Below are 17,708 nucleotides of genomic sequence, written 5' to 3' on the forward strand. Positions count from 1 at the left end.
TTATTCGTCCAGATCGCGTAAATGGTCGTCTTTGCGCAACGACATCAGCGCAAACAGGCTGACCACGCAGGTGGCGACCACGTAATACGCCGGAATATCGAGATTGCCGGTTTCTTTAATCAGGCCGGTGATGATAAGTCCCGCACAGCCGGAGAACACGGCGTTCGACAATGAATAGGATAATCCCAGACCGGTATAACGCACGCGGGTTGGGAACATTTCCGCCAGCATCGCCGGACCCGGACCGGCAATCATGCCGATCGTTGCACCGGCAATCAGCACCGCAATGCCTTTTGCCAGCAGGCTGCTTTCAGGATTTTGCAGCAGATGCAGCAGCGGGAAACTCAGCACAATCACCGCGAATACGGCAATCATCATCACTTTCTTGCGGCCGATTTTATCGCTCAGCCAGCCGGAGGGCAGAATAGCCAGCGCGAAACCGACGTTTGCCAGTACGGTTGCCACCAGCGCCTGTAAAAACGTGGCGTGCAGCGAGGTTTGCAGATAAGAGGGCATGACCACCAGGAAAGTATAACCGCCCGCAGACCAGCCCATCATGCGCCCAATCCCCAGCGCGATGGCCTTAGCGGTGGCAATGGCAGAGGCTTTTTCCGCCGCCGTTTTCTGCACTTTCGGCTCTGCTTTTTTACTGGCGACAAAGTTTGGCGTTTCATCGAGTTTCAGGCGCAGATACAGCGCCACCAGCCCCATCGGCAGTGCCAGCAGGAACGGAACACGCCATCCCCAGTCTTTCATCTGCGCTTCAGGCAACGTCTGAACCAGCAACGCCACCAGCGCTACGCCGGTCAGCAAGCCCAGCGACACGGTAAACGACTGCCACGCGCCATAAATGCCACGTTTACCTTTCGGTGCAAATTCGGTCATCAGCGACACCGCTCCGCCAAATTCACCGCCCGCAAACAAGCCCTGGAACATGCGCATCAGCGTCAGCAACAGCGGGGCGGCCACACCAATCTGCGCGTACGTCGGCAGCAAACCAATGATCGCCGTGGCGAGTGTCATCAGCAGAACGACGGCAATCAGTGTCGGCTTGCGGCCAATGCGGTCACCGATGCGACCAAAAATAATCGCGCCAACCGGACGGCAGAAAAACGCCAGCGCGAACGACGCATACGTCAGGAGCAAACCGGTCATGCCGGTCTGGCCTTCCAGCGTGAAAAAGTTACCGGCGATGATCGTCGCCAGATAGCCGTAGACACCGAATTCATACCATTCAATAAAGTTGCCGACCGAACCGGCGACGAGTGCGCGACGTGACTGGCTGGCGCTGGCGACTGCGGGAGAAACCTGGCGGGTCATCATAAACCTCACAAGAAAAAGAAAAGGGCGGGCGAATTAAGATGTAAATAATTTTCTAAATTTCGGTGATTATTATGTCAATAATTTTCATGTATTGAACAAAATAAAAGCGGGAAGTGTGGGGTCAGGCAGGTTTTTTGGCATAAAAAAAGGTTCATCGCGGTTAGGCGAGAACCTTTTTAATGCCCAGCAAGTATCGGTTCTTTTGGTAATTTGGGATGTATGAAGCAGTAATCCCCCTAAATAGGGACAACTGTTTTACATGAACAGCTCGCCATATATGGCGAACTGTTAAGTACAAGGCTGTGAAATTTTGTCATTAGTAGATACTTCGAGAGTGAAGTCACCCGCTCCTGGAGTCTTTAGATTATCAAGATTTCTAGTCATGACGCGCAGGATATACATTCCCTCCTTGGGAGGCGTTACTTGCAAACATGCATCCCGCTTATCTTCTTCAGAAAATCTACTTACCAATACTCTATCCGCATCGAGTATTTGAAGTGAGATATCAAATCCAGATGATTTAGCAATAGCTTGTACTTTCTGACCAGCAGGCAAATGAATAGAGTAATTTTGAATACTTCCTTCACCTGATTTATAGAAAGGGACGTCTTTCTGAGAAACTGTTCCCGTATAGTCAATATTAGAATTAATAACTGGAAGGGGGCCTGGACGTAATGTAATTGTTCGATTTGGGGGCGGGGTACTACCATAAAGACTTGCTGACTCTCCAACTTCTAGAGTGAATTTTTTATCTGTATCCACAGCATCGTAGTTGCCTACAATTCTTAATAAACCCCAAGTATCTTTCTTTGGAGTAACATAAAAATCACAGCGTGCTCGGTATGCGCACTCCATCTCACCAATCTGCTTACCATCGTCAGCATATAAATGAGCCTCCATCCCCAACCAATCAACGTGAGAGGTAAACTTGTATGATATCCCAGCTTTCAGTAATATGTGATAATACTGTTCTACCCCAACTCCCCGCCGAAGAGTGGGTAAATCAGAAGATGTCATAGAAACGTCATATAAAACACCGCTTTCTATTGTTGGCATTAATATATGAGGCAACTCATTCTGTTTGCTGTATCGTGTTGATAGAACGACGCCTACCACACCTAAAACTATTAAAATCGCGATTGAATTTTTTTTGGTTTTTAACATAAATATCTTACCTGTTCCCTGATTAAAATAAGACGTAAACTCGTCATTTATGTTAACAAGCTTTATGCCTTTATCCATGTGTCTTTAATATACGGGAAAGCAGCGTAAACTGCAGCAGCATTATACGAATTATTAATTTTGGTACTCCTTGACCATAGTAATTCCTGTCATTTGGTTTCTTATTAAGCAGAAAACGAGGTCAAGAGCAAATGAGAGCGGGGAATACTTATTATGTCGGATGCTAAAAAATCATCAGAGGATCAAACTATACATAAAAAAAGGCTGCGCCTCGGAAGGAGCAGCCTGTTTAACGCGGTGCGATTACAGCGTGTGGATGTCGATGCCGTCACCGATATTGCTTTTCTGGTAGTAAGCCCGCGGGACTTCTACCTGATACTGTTTGTCAGCGTAAGCGACTTCCAAAATAAAACGTTCGTTCTCATAAGATTCCACCGGAATAAATCCGAAGAATCCTTCCGTGACGCTGATCGTCCGGGAAGACGGAATCGCGTAACGATGAACAATCCTTGCTCTGAGCGGTTCTTGCTTGCCAGTTAACGTATTCCATACGCGGTTAACGGGTTGCGCCAGAGAATCAATCACCTCTGAGGCCAGCGAGTTAAGAGCGGAGGGCCAGCTCTTCGGTGTTTTCATAGTCATGATAAATACCTCGTTGGTCTATATAACCCAATTCTTATAATTATCCGCTGCTAAGATCCAATCATTTTTTACGCTAAGTTTATTCAGGTTTTGTAAGTGGCTGGCAGATCTGCAAATTACTCCGCGAGAGTTTTACGTCTTTTGCCAGATTTTCGCTCTGCTAGCAATAACGGGCAGGAAGGACACATGGCGTGATCGGCCAGATCGTAGCGCAGACAACATTGCTTGCGGTATTGCGGGCTGTCAGGGTCGGAGGGATCTTCCGCACGCAGCGGCTGGAATAACGGATTTTTGCCGCCATAACGCAGCTCCCGCGACGCCATCAGTTGCATACCGTCAGAGATATCGGCATTGACCAGTTCCGCCTGTTTGACGCCCCAGCCGACGCGTATTGCGGCGTTGCTCCAGTAAATGCCTGGTTTCAGACCGGAGAATTCGGCCAGCGCTTCGCAAACAGGGCGTAATTGCTGCTCGATCATCACATCGAAACGCGCCATAGGCTCGGCAGACGTCAGCGCTTCGCCTTCGCCATCCAGATAAATCTGCGCCGGTAAGCCTTCTTCCTGCATACACAGATAGACATTTTCAGCGGCGATAGGTAACTGCCAGCCATGGCGCAAGGAGACGATCACCCAGCTTGGCAGCAGGGTGGCGAAATACCATTGTGACCACATCGAGATCCGCGCCCGGCGTGTATCGCACTTCGCGGCATCGGCCGCATTGGCGTCCAGATAGCGTTTGAGCACGCTGGCACAACCTTCCGCCGTCGTAAGATGCGACATCGGCACGGCGTTAGTCACCAGCGGCGACATCGGTTTGAAAGTGTCGGCGACCCAGCTCACAGGCGTTTCGCGGAAACTGTCGAGGAGTGTTTGCATCATTGCGTTATGAAGTCATTCGGCTTGGTAAATCATGGGAATAGAGTAACGAATATTAAAGCGGAATAGTAATGATTTCGATTTAGATTGAGGGTTTTTGCCTCCCGCTGTTCAGGGGAGGCCGGGAGGGGGTTTAGCAGACGACGCTGACACCCGCTTGTTTCAAAATCTCACGCACAATTTTCTGTTTGTCATTGCTCAGCGGCAGCGCCGGTTTGAGTGAATGCACCGGCATTCCGCTGATGACCTGTGAAATGGCGTATTTAATGACGTTGTAAATTGGCGTATCCAGCGTGTAAAGCGGCGGCAGAAATGACAACCGTTGTTGCAGTGCGACGGCGGTGGCGAAATCTTTCTCTTTAAAGGCGCGGTAAATTCCGCAGGTCAGCTGCGGGGCGAAATTGGCGCTGGCGGGGATTGCACCATCGCCACCGAGGATCAGCGTACCGAACAGATATTCATCGTACCCGGAGAACACCGCGAAATCAGGGCGCTCAGGTTTCACGGCCTGTATCGTTTCGCGGATGTGGTTCAGGCTGTCGACGGTGTCTTTCAGGCCGACAATGTTCGGGCATTCCAGCGCCAGACGTTTGATCAGACTGACGGGCAACGGCTGCCCGGTCAGCCCCGGATAGTTGTACATAATCACCGGTAAACCCGCGTTTTCAGCAATCGTGCGGTAATGCAGATACAGCGCTTCTTCAGTCACCGGATTGTAATAAGGATTCACCACCACCACGCCGTCCGCGCCGATGCTTTTCGCGTGCTGCGCGAACGCGAGCGTTTCTGCTGTGCCCGGATGCGCTGCGCCAATCAGAACGGGAACGCGTCCTGCGACATGCTGAGTACAGAACTCCGCCACTTCGTGACGCAGCGCCTGTGACATATGCGCAAATTCCCCGGCACTGCCGAGAAAAAACAGGCCGTTTACGCCGCCTGCAATCGTAAAATCAATCAGACGCGCCATCCCCTGACGGTCAAGCTGCTCGTTCTCATTCAGGATTGTCGCGACAGGTGGGATCACGCCATGAAACAGTGGACTGGTCATACATTCGTTCTCCATATGAAAGTGCAAAGTACTCGCCACTCCATTTATAGAACGCTGTTTCAAATTTTTATAGCGATGGGATCGAATTACATAGATTTAGCGAATATTTGGAAGGGAAGTCACAAAGGCGGATTAATTCCTTCCTCTCATAAAAGAGGAAGGAAAACCAAAACTACATCACCAGCGCCTGTCCGTCTTTGCGCGATTCGGTGCCCGCCAGATAACCGCCTGCCGGATTAGTGACAATCACCTGCGCGCCGCCGAACGAATGGCCGCCGAGCGGGTCTTCGACGATCAGCTCATGCCCCATCGCGCGCAGTGCAGCCAGCGTATTGTGATTGAACGTCGACTCGATCGCCACCTGACGCCCGCCGTTGATCCGCCAGCGTGGCGCATCTATCGCGGCCTGCGGATTTTGTTTATACAGCATCACGCGCAGCGCCAGTTGCAGATGTCCCTGTGCCTGCATCGGACCGCCCATCAGGCCAAATGACATCAGCGGTTTACCTGCGGCGTCCTGAGCAAAGGCCGGAATGATCGTATGCAGCGTGCGTTTATTCGGCGCGACACAGTTGGCATGTGCCGTGTCGAGAGTAAATCCACAGCCACGGTTTTGCATGCTGAGACCGGTGCCCGGCACCACGACGCCGGAACCAAAGCCCATGTAATTCGACTGAATGAAAGAGACCATCATGCCGCTGGAATCGGCCGCTGTCAGATACACAGTGCCGCCCGGACGCGGTGCGCCGTAGGTCACGTCGCTGGCTTTGCTGCGGTCGATCAGTTTCGCGCGTTGAGCCAGGTAATCGTCGTTAAGGAACAGTTGCGGATCGAAGAACATATGCTCGCTGTCGGTGACGTGCTGATCCAAATCCGCCAGCGCCAGTTTCATCGCTTCAATGCACAGGTGCGTGGTTTCGACCGAGTCCACCGGCTGGCTGCCGATATCCAGTTTGTCGAGAATGCCCAGTGCGATCAGCGTGGCGATACCCTGACCATTCGGTGGCAGTTCATGAACGGATCCGCCCGCGAAAGACTGTTGCATGGTTTCCACCCAATCGGCTTTGTGATTCGCCAGGTCGTCCAGCGTCAGCGCGCCGCCGTGGGCCTGACTGTGCGCCACCATTTTTTCTGCCAGTTCACCGCGGTAAAACGCTTCGCCTTCAGTTTTAGCGATCAGCTCTAATGAATCCGCCAGTGCCGGATTACGGAAAATTTCACCGATTTTCGGCGCACGACCTTCGGGCGCGAAACACTCCATGAAGCCCGGCTGGTTATGCAGTTTTTTGACCGCGATTTCCCACAGGCGGCCAATCAGCGGCGATACCGGAAAACCGTTACGGGCATAATCAATCGCCGGTTGTGCCAGCGTGGTCAGCGGCAGGGTACCGAAGCGTTTTGCCAGCGCCACCCAGCCGGAGACTGCGCCCGGTACGGTGACGGCATCCCAGCCGTAAGTCGGCACAGCGTCCAGACCTTTAGCGGCGAAATAGTCCGGTGTCCACGCGGCGGGTGAACGGCCTGAAGCATTCAGTCCGTGGGCTTTTTTGCCGTCCCAGATAATAGCGAACGCGTCGCTGCCTGCGCCGTTGCCGCTCGGTTCAAGCACGGTCAGCGCGATGGCGGTGGCGATGGCCGCATCGGCGGCATTTCCGCCCAGCATCAGCATTTTCATACCGGCCTGTGCGGCCAGTGGTTGTGACGCGCAGACCGCATTAGCCCCCATCATCGAAGGACGCAGGGTCGGATAAGCTACGTTAAAATCGTAATTCTCAGACATGTTTCTTCCTTAAAAAAGCGGCAGATGTTTTATTCAGAACGCGGGTCGAGCGCATCACGCAGCCCGTCACCCAGCAAATTGAAACCCTGTACGGTCAGGAAAATCGCCAGACCGGGAAAAATCGACATCCACGGCGACTGCTCGAGGAAACTGCGCGCAGTATTAAGCATCGCACCCCAGGAGGCGCCCGGCGGTTGCTGGCCGAGGCCGAGAAACGACAGGCTGGCTTCGGTGATGATCGCCGAGGCAATCGCCAGCGTCGCCTGCACCAGAATCGGTGACAGCACGTTCGGCAGCACATAGCGCCAGAGGATCCAGCGGTCGGGCAGACCAATCGCCCGCGCGCCTTCAATGTATTCCTCGTTGCGGATACTCATCACCTGTGCTCGCGTCAGGCGGGCGAAAATCGGCATGGCGGAAAGTCCGATGGCGATCATCGCATTGCCCAGACTCGGACCGAGGAACGCGCCCAGCGCAATCGCCAGCACCAGAAACGGACACGACAGCAGCGCCTCAACCACGCGGGAAATCACGCTGTCCAGCCAGCCCTGCCAGAAACCAGCGATGAGGCCGAGCGGCACGCCAATCACAATCGCGATAATCACCGACACACAACCGGCCATCAGCGAGGTGCGTGCCCCCCAGAACAGGCGCGATAAAATGTCGCGGCCCAGCTCATCGGTACCCAGCCAGTGCAGGGCAGAAGGCGCTTTACGCACTGCCATGAAATCAGCTTTGATCGGATCAAACGGTGAAATCCACGGTGCAAGTAAAGCCAGCAGGGCGAAGGTGACGACCAGTACTGCGCCAATCACCGCGCTTTTATTACGCAAAAATTTGCGCAGCACACGGTTAGGTTCGCGGACCGGAAGTGACGTTGTCACGGAAATCACAGATACAGTCATCTCAGGCTCTCCGCATACGTGGGTTGACCAGCACATACAACACGTCGGCCAGCAGATTCATCAGCAGAAAACCGACCGCGACCACCATTACCACGCCCTGAACCACGGCGTAATCACGGTTAAACACTGAATCGACAATCATTTTGCCAAAGCCCGGAATGGTGAATACCTGCTCGCTGAGCACCGCGCCGCCCAGCAGTTCGCCGAACAGCAAGGTGGTCAGCGTGATGATCGGCACCAGCGCATTGCGCAGCGCGTGTTTCATGATCACCTTTTTCGGCAGCAGCCCTTTGGCACGGGCGGTACGGATGTAATCGGCTTTCAGCACTGCAATCATCGCCGCACGCGTATGGCGCATCAGCGTGGCGGAAAGGCCGGTACCGAGCACCGCCGCAGGCAGCAGCATGGTTTTCAGGTTTTGCAGCGGATCTTCTGAGAACGGCACGTAACCGGACGCCGGAAGCCAGTGCAGTTTCACCGAGAACAGCATAATCAGCAGCACACCCAGCCAGAAATGGGGGATCGAAATCCCCGACAGCGCCAGAAAATTGGTGCCGTTATCTATCCAGGTGCCTTTGTTCACCGCCGCCAGCACGCCCATAGTGATGCCGATGATCAGCGCCACAATCATCGCCAGCAGCGACAGTTCGAGCGTCACCGGCAGTTTGCTGGCGATCAGCTGTAACACCGGTTCCTGAGTGCGCAGCGAGGTGCCGAAATCACCGCGCAGCGCGTTGCCGACCCAGTGGAAATACTGGCTGGGGATCGGATCATTCAGATGGTATTGCTCGCGTAACTGCGCAATGACTGCCGGATCCCGTTCCTCGCCAGCCATCGCGGTGATCGGGTCGCCCGGCAGCAATTTCTGCAAAGAGAACACCATCAGCGTGACCAGAAACAACGTCGGTATGGCTGAAATCAGCCGTTTCACCACCAGTTCTAACATTGTCTTTCCTCAGGCAATTACTTGTTCAGCGCCAGACCCTGCAAACGGATCAGCCCGTCGGCGTAAGGCACGAAACCGGTCACTTTCTTGTTGATTCCGAAAATGCGCGGTTCGAAGTACAGATACACCAGCGGATCGTCGAGGTTTTCCTGTACGACGACCTGTTTGTAGAGGGCTTTACGCTTCTCCACATCGCTGGTCAGACGGGCTTCCTGCAACCACTGGTCAACCTGCGGATTGCTGTATTTACCATCGTTCAGACCGCCTTTGGTATTGAGGAACGAGAAGATATTACCGTCGGGATCCGGGCGTCCTGACCAGCCGGACATGCTCATTTTGAATTCACCGCTTTGCTGGCGATCCAGCAGCGTGGCGTATTCGGTCATTTGCAGATTCAGGTTGATGCCCGCTTCGCTGACCATCGCCTGAAGCACCTGCGCAACCTGCTGGGACGTCGGGTTGTTGGCGACCAGGAAATCAATGGTCAGCGGCGTTTTCACACCGGCTTCAGCCAGCAGCGCTTTGGCTTTTTCGATATCGCGTTTTGGCACCGGAATGTCGGCGTGATAAGGGCTGGCAGGCGAGAAGGCCTGATTCGCCGGCGTGTACTGCCCCTGGAACACCACCTGATTCAATGCATCGCGGTCAATCGCCAGCGATAATGCCTGACGTACACGGGCATCTTTCGCCAGCGGTGTATTGGTGTTGGCGGTGCCGTTGGCGAGGTTAATTGTCAGCCCCATATACCCCAGTCCGGTGGTGCTGGCCAGTTGCAGATTGCTGTCGGCTTTCACCGTGGCGGTGTCGCTGGCGGCAATACCTTCGGTGATATCCAGATCACCCGCACGCAGGTTAGCCAGGCGCACGGACGCATCCGGGATCGGCAGGAACACCACTTTATCGAAGTGATACGCGCCTTTGTTCCAGTAATTCTCAAACCGTTTCAGCACGATGCGATCCTGCTGAACGCGGCTGACAAACTCATACGGACCAGAACAGACCGGATGCGCGGCTACGTTGCCCTTGGCCGTTGCCTCTGGCGCCATCATGGTGCCCGCCCGGTCAGTCAGTTGCATCAGCAGCGCGGCATCCGCCGTTTTCAGATGGAAAACCACGGTGTACGGCGCGGTGACTTCAACGGTTTCAACCGAGGACAGCTCACTTTTACGCAAAGAACCCGGCAGCGTCAGATAACGTTCGATGTTGTATTTCACCGACTGCGCATCGAATTTTTCGCCGTCCTGGAAAGTCACGCCTTCGCGCAAATTCAGGGTCAGCGTTTTGCCATCCTCGCTGTACGCCCAGTCTTTCGCCAGACCCGGAACGATTTGCAGATGCTGATCGACATCCACCAGCCTTTCGCACATGGCGCTGAATACGAAACGCCCGTAATAGGTGCGCGCCGTGGCCGGATCCAGCATGTCAGGATCGCTGCCAAGGCCGATACGCAGTGTACTTTCCGCATGGGCGAGGCCCGCAGACGTCAGCAACATGAAGGCCGGAATGCAGGCAGTTAAGCGGGGTGCAAATTTCATGGTCGGGTTCCCAGAGTTGATGTCGGAGTGGAAAGTGAAAGCCGGTTCTGGCTCGCTTGTTCAAACAGCGCACGCCGTAAGGTGAAAGCGGCGGACGGCGGCGGAACCAGCACCGAAGTGCGATCCCGTTGCAGTTCGCTCCAGCGGTGGCAGGCCACCATGCGGTTGTCACTGACGGTTTCAAGTTGCGGCTCCACCAGACGACATTCGTCGGTGGCGTAGGCGCAGCGGGTATGGAAACGGCAGCCGGTCGGCATATTGGCCGGATTGGGCATATCGCCCTGCAGCAGCGGCACCGGACGTTTCACCCCCGGCGCGAGCTGTGGCGCGGAAGCGATCAGCGCCTGGGTATACGGATGCAGCGGCTGGTCGAAAATGTCATCGGTGCTGGCGAGTTCGACGATTTGCCCGAGGTACATCACCGCCACGCGGTCGCTCATATGGCGGATCACCGCCAGACCGTGCGCGACGACGATCATCGTCAGGCCAAACTGCTGTTTAAGATTTTCCAGCAGATTGACTACCTGCGCTTGCACTGACACATCGAGCGCAGAGACCGGCTCATCACCCAGCAGCAGTTTTGGCGATGACGCCAGCGCACGCGCAATGCCGATACGCTGGCGCTGACCGCCGGAAAACTCATGCGGATAACGGTTACTGAATGCGGCGGGCAGGCCGACGGTGGTCAGCAGTTCGCGCACTTTGGCCTGCCTGTCCGCTTTGCCGCTGACGATGTTGTGCAACCACAGGGGTTCGCCAACGATTTCTTCTACCGTCATGCGCGGGTTGAGCGAGGCAAACGGATCCTGAAAAATGATTTGCAGGTCGCGGCGCAGCTTTTTCATCTGGTCAGCAGAAAACAGTTTCAGGTTTTCGCCTTCATAAAACACGTCGCCGTCGGTGGCGCTGAGTAACTGTAATAAAAGACGTCCAAGGGTCGATTTTCCCGAGCCGGATTCGCCGACAATCGCCAGCGTTTCGCCATGCCAGACGCGCAGCGAAACGCGATCCACCGCCTGCACGATTTTGGGTTTCGTGAACAGCGTTGAAGGGCCTTTGAAGACTTTGGTCAGCCCGGCGGCTTCCAGAATGGGGCGGGGTGCGAGACTCATGCGCAGGCTCCTTCAGCGGACAGGGCAAAAAAATTTTCCAGCGGCGCATAAAAACAGGCGACGTGGTGCGAAGACTGATGCAGCGGACGCAACGCCGGACGTTCCTGATGGCAGCGCGCATCGGCAAACGGACAGCGCGTCGAAAACCGGCAGCCTTTCGGCATGTCTTTCGGCAACGGTACGGCGCCGGGAATGGTGGAAAGCGCGCCCTGACGCGAGGCCAGCGACGGCATCGATCCCATCAGCCCGATGGTGTACGGATGCTGCGGATTATTGAAAATATCGGCCACCAGACCCTGTTCGACGATTTGTCCGGCATACATCACCGCCACACTGTCAGCGACTTCCGCCACCACGCCGAGGTCATGGGTGATCAGCAACAATGCGCTGCCGGTTTCCTGCTGAATGCGATTGAGCAGGGCGAGGATCTGCGCCTGAATGGTGACGTCCAGCGCGGTAGTCGGTTCATCGGCAATCAGCAATTGCGGACGGTTGATCAGCGCCATCGCAATCATCACCCGCTGGCGCATACCGCCGGAAAGCTGGTGCGGATAAGCGTCCATCCGCAATTCCGGCGCAGGAATTTGCACCTTTTTCAGGATTTCCAGCGCCTGCATTCGTGCCTGTTTTTTATCCGCACCCTGATGGCGCATTACGGCTTCAGCCAGCTGATCGCCGAGTGTCAGCGCCGGATTGAGTGAGGTCATCGGTTCCTGAAAAATCATCGCCAGCTCCTGACCGCGCAGGTCGGCGTACTGGCGTTCAGATAGCCCGAGCAGCGAGGTGTCATTCAGGCGGATATCGCCCTGCAACACATTGGCGCTGGCAGGCAATAGCCCCATCAGCGCCAGCGATGTCACGCTTTTGCCGCAACCGGATTCCCCGACCAGCGCCAGCGTTTTTCCGGCTTCCAGCTGCAAGGAAATGCCGTCGAGCACGGTCGCGGGGGAGCCGGAAAACTGCACCCGCAGGTCGCTGATATGTAACAGCGGCGTGACGGGTTTGGCCGGGTCAGTCATCAGTAAAATCCTCGTCATCATCATTCAGGGTGGAAAGAAACGCCTGTTGCAGCGCCAGAAGGTGCTCGCGCATGACTCTGGCGGCCTCTTTGGGCTGGCGTGCGGCGATGTGTTCTACGATGCGCTCATGGTGATCGTCGTAACGGTTCAGGCGCTCCTGATTTCGTGCGGCGTTACGCACCGCCAGCCAGCTTGGATCACGGCGGATGGCATCGACGGCATCGAACAATCCAAGTAACAGCCGGTTACCGGCGGCATCGGCAATCGCGCGGTGAAATGCGCTGTCCCACAGTTCAATCTGATCCGGATCGCCGCGCGACATGGTTTTCACCTTATCGAGCAAACGGCGCATCAGCTTTATCTGTTCCGGTGTGGCGCGCAGTGCGGCGTATTTCGCCAGCCCCGGTTCGAGCTGCAAACGCGCTTCCATCACTTCCTGCAAGTTCGATTGCTTCGGTAACGTCTGTAAACTCAGCGGCTGCGCAGGACCGTTCGGCCCGATAAACGTGCCTTTCCCCTGTTTGCGCCACACGCGGCCTTCTTCTGCCAGCACATCCAGCGCCCGGCGGATTTCACGGCGGCCGACGTCAAACATCTGCATCAGATCGCGTTCCGCCGGTAACGGCTGAGTCTGATCCGGATGCTGCTGTATCAGCTGACGCAGCTGTTCCAGTGCTGAGTTCGAGGTCCCGTTAGAAGGGGACAGCGCCCCGGAATTTGTTGGCATATTTCAGTTTCCCGCTGGGAATAAAATCGTTAATCAGTCCTTTGCATTTTCTGAACCAATTTTTTAATGGTTCATGAGAAACTTAGGCAGAACGGGAAATTTGTTTTTAATTTCAAACGACTAAAAATTACACACTTTAATTGGAAGATCGCTTTCAGTATTTATAAGGTGTTGATATCTGGCTGATATGCACACGCGTGGTGCGTTAAATTAATGTTAACGGATCGTAATGGTGCGTGGTGTGGCGGTATGAGAAGTAGATCAAATAAGCGTAATAAGTTGGCTAATGGTTCGCTATATGGTTGCTTCACCAAAGAAGGAAAGGGTCGGGCGGGGTATTAAGGAATAATTCGCAAGTCGTAGCGGACACGGGCAGTGGTTTCGTCTGCAAGTTTGTGAGTACTGGTCAGGTTTTCGCAGAGTAGCCAGGGCAAAACCCAAAATAATCTGCCTTTGAATTTAAGATCGTGCGGGCGATTCAGAAATCTTGCCGAACGGAGCGGCCCGGAGACCCAAGGCTCCGGGACCGAGAGAGGGTATCGCGAAGCGGCAAGATTTCCAGCCTGTCGCTGCGATACCTGAAACATAGCCAGCGAGCGGAGCGCGCAGTAAAAGAGCCGGAGATTCCTAAGAGGCGCGGCGACAGGCGCCTCTTAGGGCCAGTGTGGGTGGCAACCCACGGTCTTTGTTTGGGGTTATCGTCAGAAATAACAGCCATATATACCGCTGTTCCCCCGATCACTCCCGACAAAACCCGTGTCTAATAGCTATCATCAGAGGGGTGCAAACCCAACCAGTCTTGACTCTGAGGGCTGAGGCCGTCCGAAGAAATATCCCTGGAACAACGTACAACCTTCTTCTTTCAGACGCCGGAACTGCTCGTCGGTTTCCACGCCTTCTGCTGTGGTCTGAATGTCCAGACTGCGGCTCATGCCAGTGATGGCGCGGATGATCGCCAGTGCTTCGCGACTGTCCTGCATGTCATTGATGAACGAGCGGTCGATTTTGATTTTGTCGAACGGGAAGGAGCGCAGATAACTCAGCGATGAATAGCCGGTGCCGAAATCGTCAAGTGCAATACGCACGCCGAGCGCCTTCAGTTTGCGCAGGATGCTGATGTTTCCCAGTGTGTTATCGAGCAACACCGATTCGGTGATTTCGACTTCCAGACGCGACGGATCCAGCCCCGAGGCTTCCAGCGCAGATTCCACCACAGACACCAGCCCGCTGTTTTTAAACTGGATCGGCGAAAGGTTTACCGCAACCGTCTGATTGCCTTTCCATGTGGTGGCTTCGCGGCAGGCCTCGTGCAAGGCAAATGAGCCAAGACTGTGGATCAGTCCTGTTTCTTCGGCAATCGGAATGAAATCGACCGGCATAATCAGCCCGTTTTCCGGATGCTGCCAGCGCATCAGCGCTTCATATCCGATGACGGCATCATGACGTGCATCGGTGATCGGCTGATAATAAAGACGCAGCTGATTACAGGTAATCGCATCGCGTAAATCCATTTCTACCACGCGGCGTTTGCGGGCGGCGGCATCCATTTCGATTCGGAAATCTTCGTAGCGGTTACGGCCATTACGTTTGGCTTCGTACAGCGCCATATCTGCGCAACGCAGTAACTGATCCGGGGTGTTTTCTGCCGAATCTGCCAGCGCAATACCAATGCTCAGACCGACAGACAGCGAATGGCCGTCGATGATCACTGGCGGGCGCACTGATTCAATCAGTCGTTTAGAAATCTGATGTGCAGCTGAAATGTCTTTCAGTCCCGGCAGCACCACGGCAAATTCATCGCCGCCAATGCGCGCCAGCGTATCGTCATCACGCAGCGTCATGCGCAGACGTTTGGAAATCGCACGCAGCAGTTCATCACCAATCTGATGGCCCAGTGCGTCGTTGACGTTTTTGAAGTTATCGAGATCCAGACACAGCGTGGCGGTGTGGCTGTGGCTATAACTGTCACGTTGCAGGGCTTCGCTCAGACGCTGGCTGAACAGAATGCGGTTCGGCAGGCTGGTCAGATTATCGTGATGCGCCATATGATGAATCCGGGCATGTGCAGCCTGTTGATCCGTCACGTCGTCGGCGATCATCATCACGTAGCTGGTCTGCGGATCGTTGCCGCGGATCACCGAACTGGTGGTTTGTAACGTGCGGTCGCCGATGGCGGTCAGCAATTGCTGTTCGCTGCGGTGAACACCTTCTGCGCGCAGACACTCGTCCGACTGCTTATTGATAAAGGTGCTCAGCCCTGAACCCATGCAATCCTGCGGACGTTTACCGAGCATTTTTTTACGTGAAATGCCCAGTAAACGTTCTGCCTGACGGTTAACCAGTAAGATCTCGCGGGAAACCGCATTCTCAACAATCACGGATGACGGGATATTGGCGATGACCGTATTCAGAAACTGCGAAAGGGAAGCAAGTTGCTCACTGTTAGATTCAGCCAGTTCTTTGGCCTGTAACAATGCCTGTTCGGCTTCACGACGTTCTGTCACATCGCGGGTGATTTTGGCAAAACCTATGATTTCACCGGCTTCACGCAATGCTTCAATAATGATGTGCGCCCAGAAGAGAGTGCCATCTTTGCGCTGTCGCCACCCTTCGGATTCATAGCGCCCGGTTTCGCGCGCCGTTTCCAGGCCGTGCTGCGGCCAGCCGCTTTTGCGGTCTTCTTCGGTGTAAAAACACGAAAAATGCTTTCCGACTATTTCCTCGGGCGTATAACCCTTTGCCCTCTGCGCACCGGCATTCCAGTTCGCAATAATGCCATCGGGTTTAAGCATGTAAATCGCGTAGTCTTCTACGCGCTGAACCAGCAACCGATACAATACATCAGAATCTTCGCTCATTTTATTTTGCCTGCTAGCCTGCCGCCTTTACGGGGATCCTTCCGTACTAAAGTCCGGCTAAATAGTGCGCCTGTCCCGACGCATTTTTGCTGTGATGTGCGGATGAAACGTTAGCATAAGATAATTCTTACTTCGCCAAATTTTGCTTCTAACGTGCTTAAATTTAAGCGTATTTAGCAAAAAGATCGGCCTTAAGTGAAATTCACTCTTTGGGTTTTAAATAGCACGGAAGTTATCGGCAGACGGGGAAGTAACTTTAATAAAAAGGCACACAACGTTCAGGCGTTACACGTGTTTAATCAGCATGCAAAAAAGCCGCAACAGTGTGCGGCTTGTCATGAAATTGTTTAGCCGCGATGTTCGGGCTTATTCATCTCCGGCTTTGGTTTCACCTTGTGATGAACCGGCACCGGTTTAGCTTTGTGATGCGCAGGCTGATGATGAACAACCGGCTTGTGCGTTTTATGTACCGGCTGCGGCTCTTTAACCGGCGGCTGACGCGGGCCTTCAGCAAAGACGCTGACACTCGCAACCAGCAGCGCTGCGCAAAGAACAACCATTCCAGATTTTTTCATTTTTGTTTCCTGTGTCCCGTCATGACGGTGGATCATGTTCACGCGCACAATGCAGGGCAAAGGGATAAACGACAATTCGGAAAAGGCTTAATCGGTGGTGTTTAACGGATAATTTAAACCGCGTTTACGGAAAGCTTAAGGAAGAGCCGGTCCGCTCGTCACCGATTCCCGCAAAATAAGCTCTGATACAAACTTATTCTGTTCGGACAAATAACCGCCATCGAGCATGGAAATAATCTGGCTGATGACTTCGCTGACCATATCGCTGACCGGATCTTTCACGCTCGACAGCGCCGGAATAAGAAACGGCGCAGTCGGGATATTATCAAACCCGATCACCGAAACATCGGCGGGGACGGCAATTCCGGCATCATTCAGTTTCTTCATCGCGCCGATCGCCATTTCATCGTTACTGGCAAGAATGGCGCTGAACGTCTGACCGGCGGCGAGCAGGGCTTCTACGGCGGCGGCACCGCTGGCTGCTGACCATTTACCGGGGATAATCAGTGCATCATTTACCGGTAAACCGGCTGCCATCAGCGCCTCTTTATAACCTGACAGGCGCTCAATCGCGGTCGGGGAATCCATCGAGCCGGTAATAAAAGCAATATTGCGATGGCCGCGCTCAATCAGCGCATTGGTGGCCTGGAGACCTGAACCTTTGTGATCGCAATAAATACAGTGGCTCTGATGTTTTCGTAATTTACGGTTCACTACCATCACCGGCTTATTATATTTATCGATGATGTCATCCATTTCATCGACGGATAAAAAGCGCGGATAAATAATAATGCCGTCGCAGCGCAAATCATGCAGAAACTGAATGGCTTCGCGTTCCTCTTCGGCGCTGTGTTTGCCATCGACCAGGATCAGCTGACGTCCGTTGGCATCGAGTTTTTTTGCCGCCTGTGAGATTAACTCGCTGAAATAATTGCCGTTATACAGGGTGTTGGTCACCACCAGTCCGATGCACATGGATTTGCTGGTCGCCAGATTCCGTGCCAGCAGATTTGGCCGGTAGCCCGCTTCCTCAATCGCTTTAAACACCTGATCTTTGGTTTCCTGGCTCACATATCCCTTACCGGAAAGCACTCGGGAAACGGTGGCTTTGGAAACTCCTGCTTTATTAGCCACTTCCTGCATTGTTGACATCAGCCGCACCCCAAAAAGAAAAATTA

Annotated in this window: 15 protein-coding genes; all 15 read right to left on the minus strand. The window is 54.0% G+C overall.

Annotated elements, in window-relative coordinates:
• On the minus strand, positions 1 to 1,320 hold the full coding sequence (locus ACM615_RS01995; RefSeq protein WP_112291667.1) for an MFS transporter: 1,320 nt from the start codon (positions 1,318 to 1,320) through the stop codon (positions 1 to 3).
• Between the two features lie 291 nt (positions 1,321 to 1,611).
• Positions 1,612 to 2,565, minus strand: a complete 954-nt coding sequence (locus ACM615_RS02000) for a hypothetical protein (protein WP_431011345.1) — start codon at positions 2,563 to 2,565, stop codon at positions 1,612 to 1,614.
• A gap of 243 nt (positions 2,566 to 2,808) precedes the next feature.
• Positions 2,809 to 3,147 (minus strand): hypothetical protein, encoded by a 339-nt coding sequence (locus ACM615_RS02005; protein ID WP_013575718.1) that lies wholly within the window; start codon positions 3,145 to 3,147, stop codon positions 2,809 to 2,811.
• 116 nt (positions 3,148 to 3,263) lie between these two features.
• Positions 3,264 to 4,028: a siderophore-iron reductase FhuF gene (gene fhuF / locus ACM615_RS02010; RefSeq protein WP_112291665.1), complete on the minus strand. Its 765-nt coding sequence runs from the start codon at positions 4,026 to 4,028 to the stop codon at positions 3,264 to 3,266.
• A gap of 130 nt (positions 4,029 to 4,158) precedes the next feature.
• Positions 4,159 to 5,073 carry a dihydrodipicolinate synthase family protein gene (locus ACM615_RS02015; RefSeq protein ID WP_129639926.1) on the minus strand — a complete coding sequence of 305 codons (915 nt, stop codon included), beginning with the start codon at positions 5,071 to 5,073 and terminating at the stop codon, positions 4,159 to 4,161.
• A gap of 172 nt (positions 5,074 to 5,245) precedes the next feature.
• Positions 5,246 to 6,853, minus strand: coding sequence for a gamma-glutamyltransferase family protein (locus tag ACM615_RS02020; protein ID WP_431011346.1), 1,608 nt, complete (start codon positions 6,851 to 6,853; stop codon positions 5,246 to 5,248).
• A gap of 29 nt (positions 6,854 to 6,882) precedes the next feature.
• Positions 6,883 to 7,758 carry an ABC transporter permease gene (locus ACM615_RS02025; RefSeq protein ID WP_431011347.1) on the minus strand — a complete coding sequence of 292 codons (876 nt, stop codon included), beginning with the start codon at positions 7,756 to 7,758 and terminating at the stop codon, positions 6,883 to 6,885.
• A 1-nt stretch (position 7,759) separates the two neighbouring features.
• Entirely contained in the window at positions 7,760 to 8,704 is a 945-nt protein-coding gene (locus tag ACM615_RS02030) for an ABC transporter permease (RefSeq protein ID WP_013575713.1), read from the minus strand.
• A gap of 17 nt (positions 8,705 to 8,721) precedes the next feature.
• The gene (locus tag ACM615_RS02035) at positions 8,722 to 10,239 is read right to left on the minus strand and encodes an ABC transporter substrate-binding protein (protein WP_431011348.1); all 1,518 of its coding nucleotides are present in this window, start codon (positions 10,237 to 10,239) and stop codon (positions 8,722 to 8,724) included.
• Entirely contained in the window at positions 10,236 to 11,351 is a 1,116-nt protein-coding gene (locus ACM615_RS02040; RefSeq protein WP_129639929.1) for an ABC transporter ATP-binding protein, read from the minus strand. The genes ACM615_RS02035 and ACM615_RS02040 overlap by 4 nt, the downstream gene beginning before the upstream one ends.
• Positions 11,348 to 12,373, minus strand: a complete 1,026-nt coding sequence (locus ACM615_RS02045) for an ABC transporter ATP-binding protein (RefSeq protein ID WP_430320245.1) — start codon at positions 12,371 to 12,373, stop codon at positions 11,348 to 11,350. The genes ACM615_RS02040 and ACM615_RS02045 overlap by 4 nt, the downstream gene beginning before the upstream one ends.
• Positions 12,363 to 13,097: a FadR/GntR family transcriptional regulator gene (locus ACM615_RS02050; RefSeq protein ID WP_431011349.1), complete on the minus strand. Its 735-nt coding sequence runs from the start codon at positions 13,095 to 13,097 to the stop codon at positions 12,363 to 12,365. Before ACM615_RS02050 ends, ACM615_RS02045 begins: the two co-directional genes overlap by 11 nt.
• Positions 13,098 to 13,870: 773 nt before the next feature.
• The gene (locus ACM615_RS02055) at positions 13,871 to 15,955 is read right to left on the minus strand and encodes a putative bifunctional diguanylate cyclase/phosphodiesterase (RefSeq protein ID WP_129639931.1); all 2,085 of its coding nucleotides are present in this window, start codon (positions 15,953 to 15,955) and stop codon (positions 13,871 to 13,873) included.
• A gap of 347 nt (positions 15,956 to 16,302) precedes the next feature.
• A complete protein-coding gene (locus ACM615_RS02060) occupies positions 16,303 to 16,530 on the minus strand; it encodes a hypothetical protein (protein WP_112288513.1) in 228 nt (75 codons plus the stop codon).
• Between the two features lie 135 nt (positions 16,531 to 16,665).
• Complete coding sequence (locus tag ACM615_RS02065; protein WP_431011350.1) at positions 16,666 to 17,682, minus strand: LacI family DNA-binding transcriptional regulator; 1,017 nt, start codon at positions 17,680 to 17,682, stop codon at positions 16,666 to 16,668.
• Positions 17,683 to 17,708 lie beyond the last annotated feature (26 nt).

The sequence above is a fragment of the Rahnella sp. PAMC25617 genome (genome assembly GCF_050606005.1).
Classification (GTDB): Bacteria; Pseudomonadota; Gammaproteobacteria; order Enterobacterales; family Enterobacteriaceae; genus Rahnella; species Rahnella variigena.

What these genes read in the sequence shown, in the direction of transcription:
- ACM615_RS02005 (WP_013575718.1), bottom strand. Translation starts at nt 3,147, where the DNA reads ATGACTATGAAAACACCGAAGAGCTGGCCCTCCGCTCTTAACTCGCTG.
- ACM615_RS02000 (WP_431011345.1), bottom strand. Translation starts at nt 2,565, where the DNA reads ATGGATAAAGGCATAAAGCTTGTTAACATAAATGACGAGTTTACGTCT.
- ACM615_RS02025 (WP_431011347.1), bottom strand. Translation starts at nt 7,758, where the DNA reads ATGACTGTATCTGTGATTTCCGTGACAACGTCACTTCCGGTCCGCGAA.
- ACM615_RS01995 (WP_112291667.1), bottom strand. Translation starts at nt 1,320, where the DNA reads ATGACCCGCCAGGTTTCTCCCGCAGTCGCCAGCGCCAGCCAGTCACGT.
- ACM615_RS02015 (WP_129639926.1), bottom strand. Translation starts at nt 5,073, where the DNA reads ATGACCAGTCCACTGTTTCATGGCGTGATCCCACCTGTCGCGACAATC.
- ACM615_RS02065 (WP_431011350.1), bottom strand. Translation starts at nt 17,682, where the DNA reads ATGTCAACAATGCAGGAAGTGGCTAATAAAGCAGGAGTTTCCAAAGCC.
- ACM615_RS02055 (WP_129639931.1), bottom strand. Translation starts at nt 15,955, where the DNA reads ATGAGCGAAGATTCTGATGTATTGTATCGGTTGCTGGTTCAGCGCGTA.
- ACM615_RS02020 (WP_431011346.1), bottom strand. Translation starts at nt 6,853, where the DNA reads ATGTCTGAGAATTACGATTTTAACGTAGCTTATCCGACCCTGCGTCCT.
- ACM615_RS02060 (WP_112288513.1), bottom strand. Translation starts at nt 16,530, where the DNA reads ATGAAAAAATCTGGAATGGTTGTTCTTTGCGCAGCGCTGCTGGTTGCG.
- ACM615_RS02035 (WP_431011348.1), bottom strand. Translation starts at nt 10,239, where the DNA reads ATGAAATTTGCACCCCGCTTAACTGCCTGCATTCCGGCCTTCATGTTG.
- ACM615_RS02040 (WP_129639929.1), bottom strand. Translation starts at nt 11,351, where the DNA reads ATGAGTCTCGCACCCCGCCCCATTCTGGAAGCCGCCGGGCTGACCAAA.
- ACM615_RS02030 (WP_013575713.1), bottom strand. Translation starts at nt 8,704, where the DNA reads ATGTTAGAACTGGTGGTGAAACGGCTGATTTCAGCCATACCGACGTTG.
- fhuF (WP_112291665.1), bottom strand. Translation starts at nt 4,028, where the DNA reads ATGATGCAAACACTCCTCGACAGTTTCCGCGAAACGCCTGTGAGCTGG.
- ACM615_RS02050 (WP_431011349.1), bottom strand. Translation starts at nt 13,097, where the DNA reads ATGCCAACAAATTCCGGGGCGCTGTCCCCTTCTAACGGGACCTCGAAC.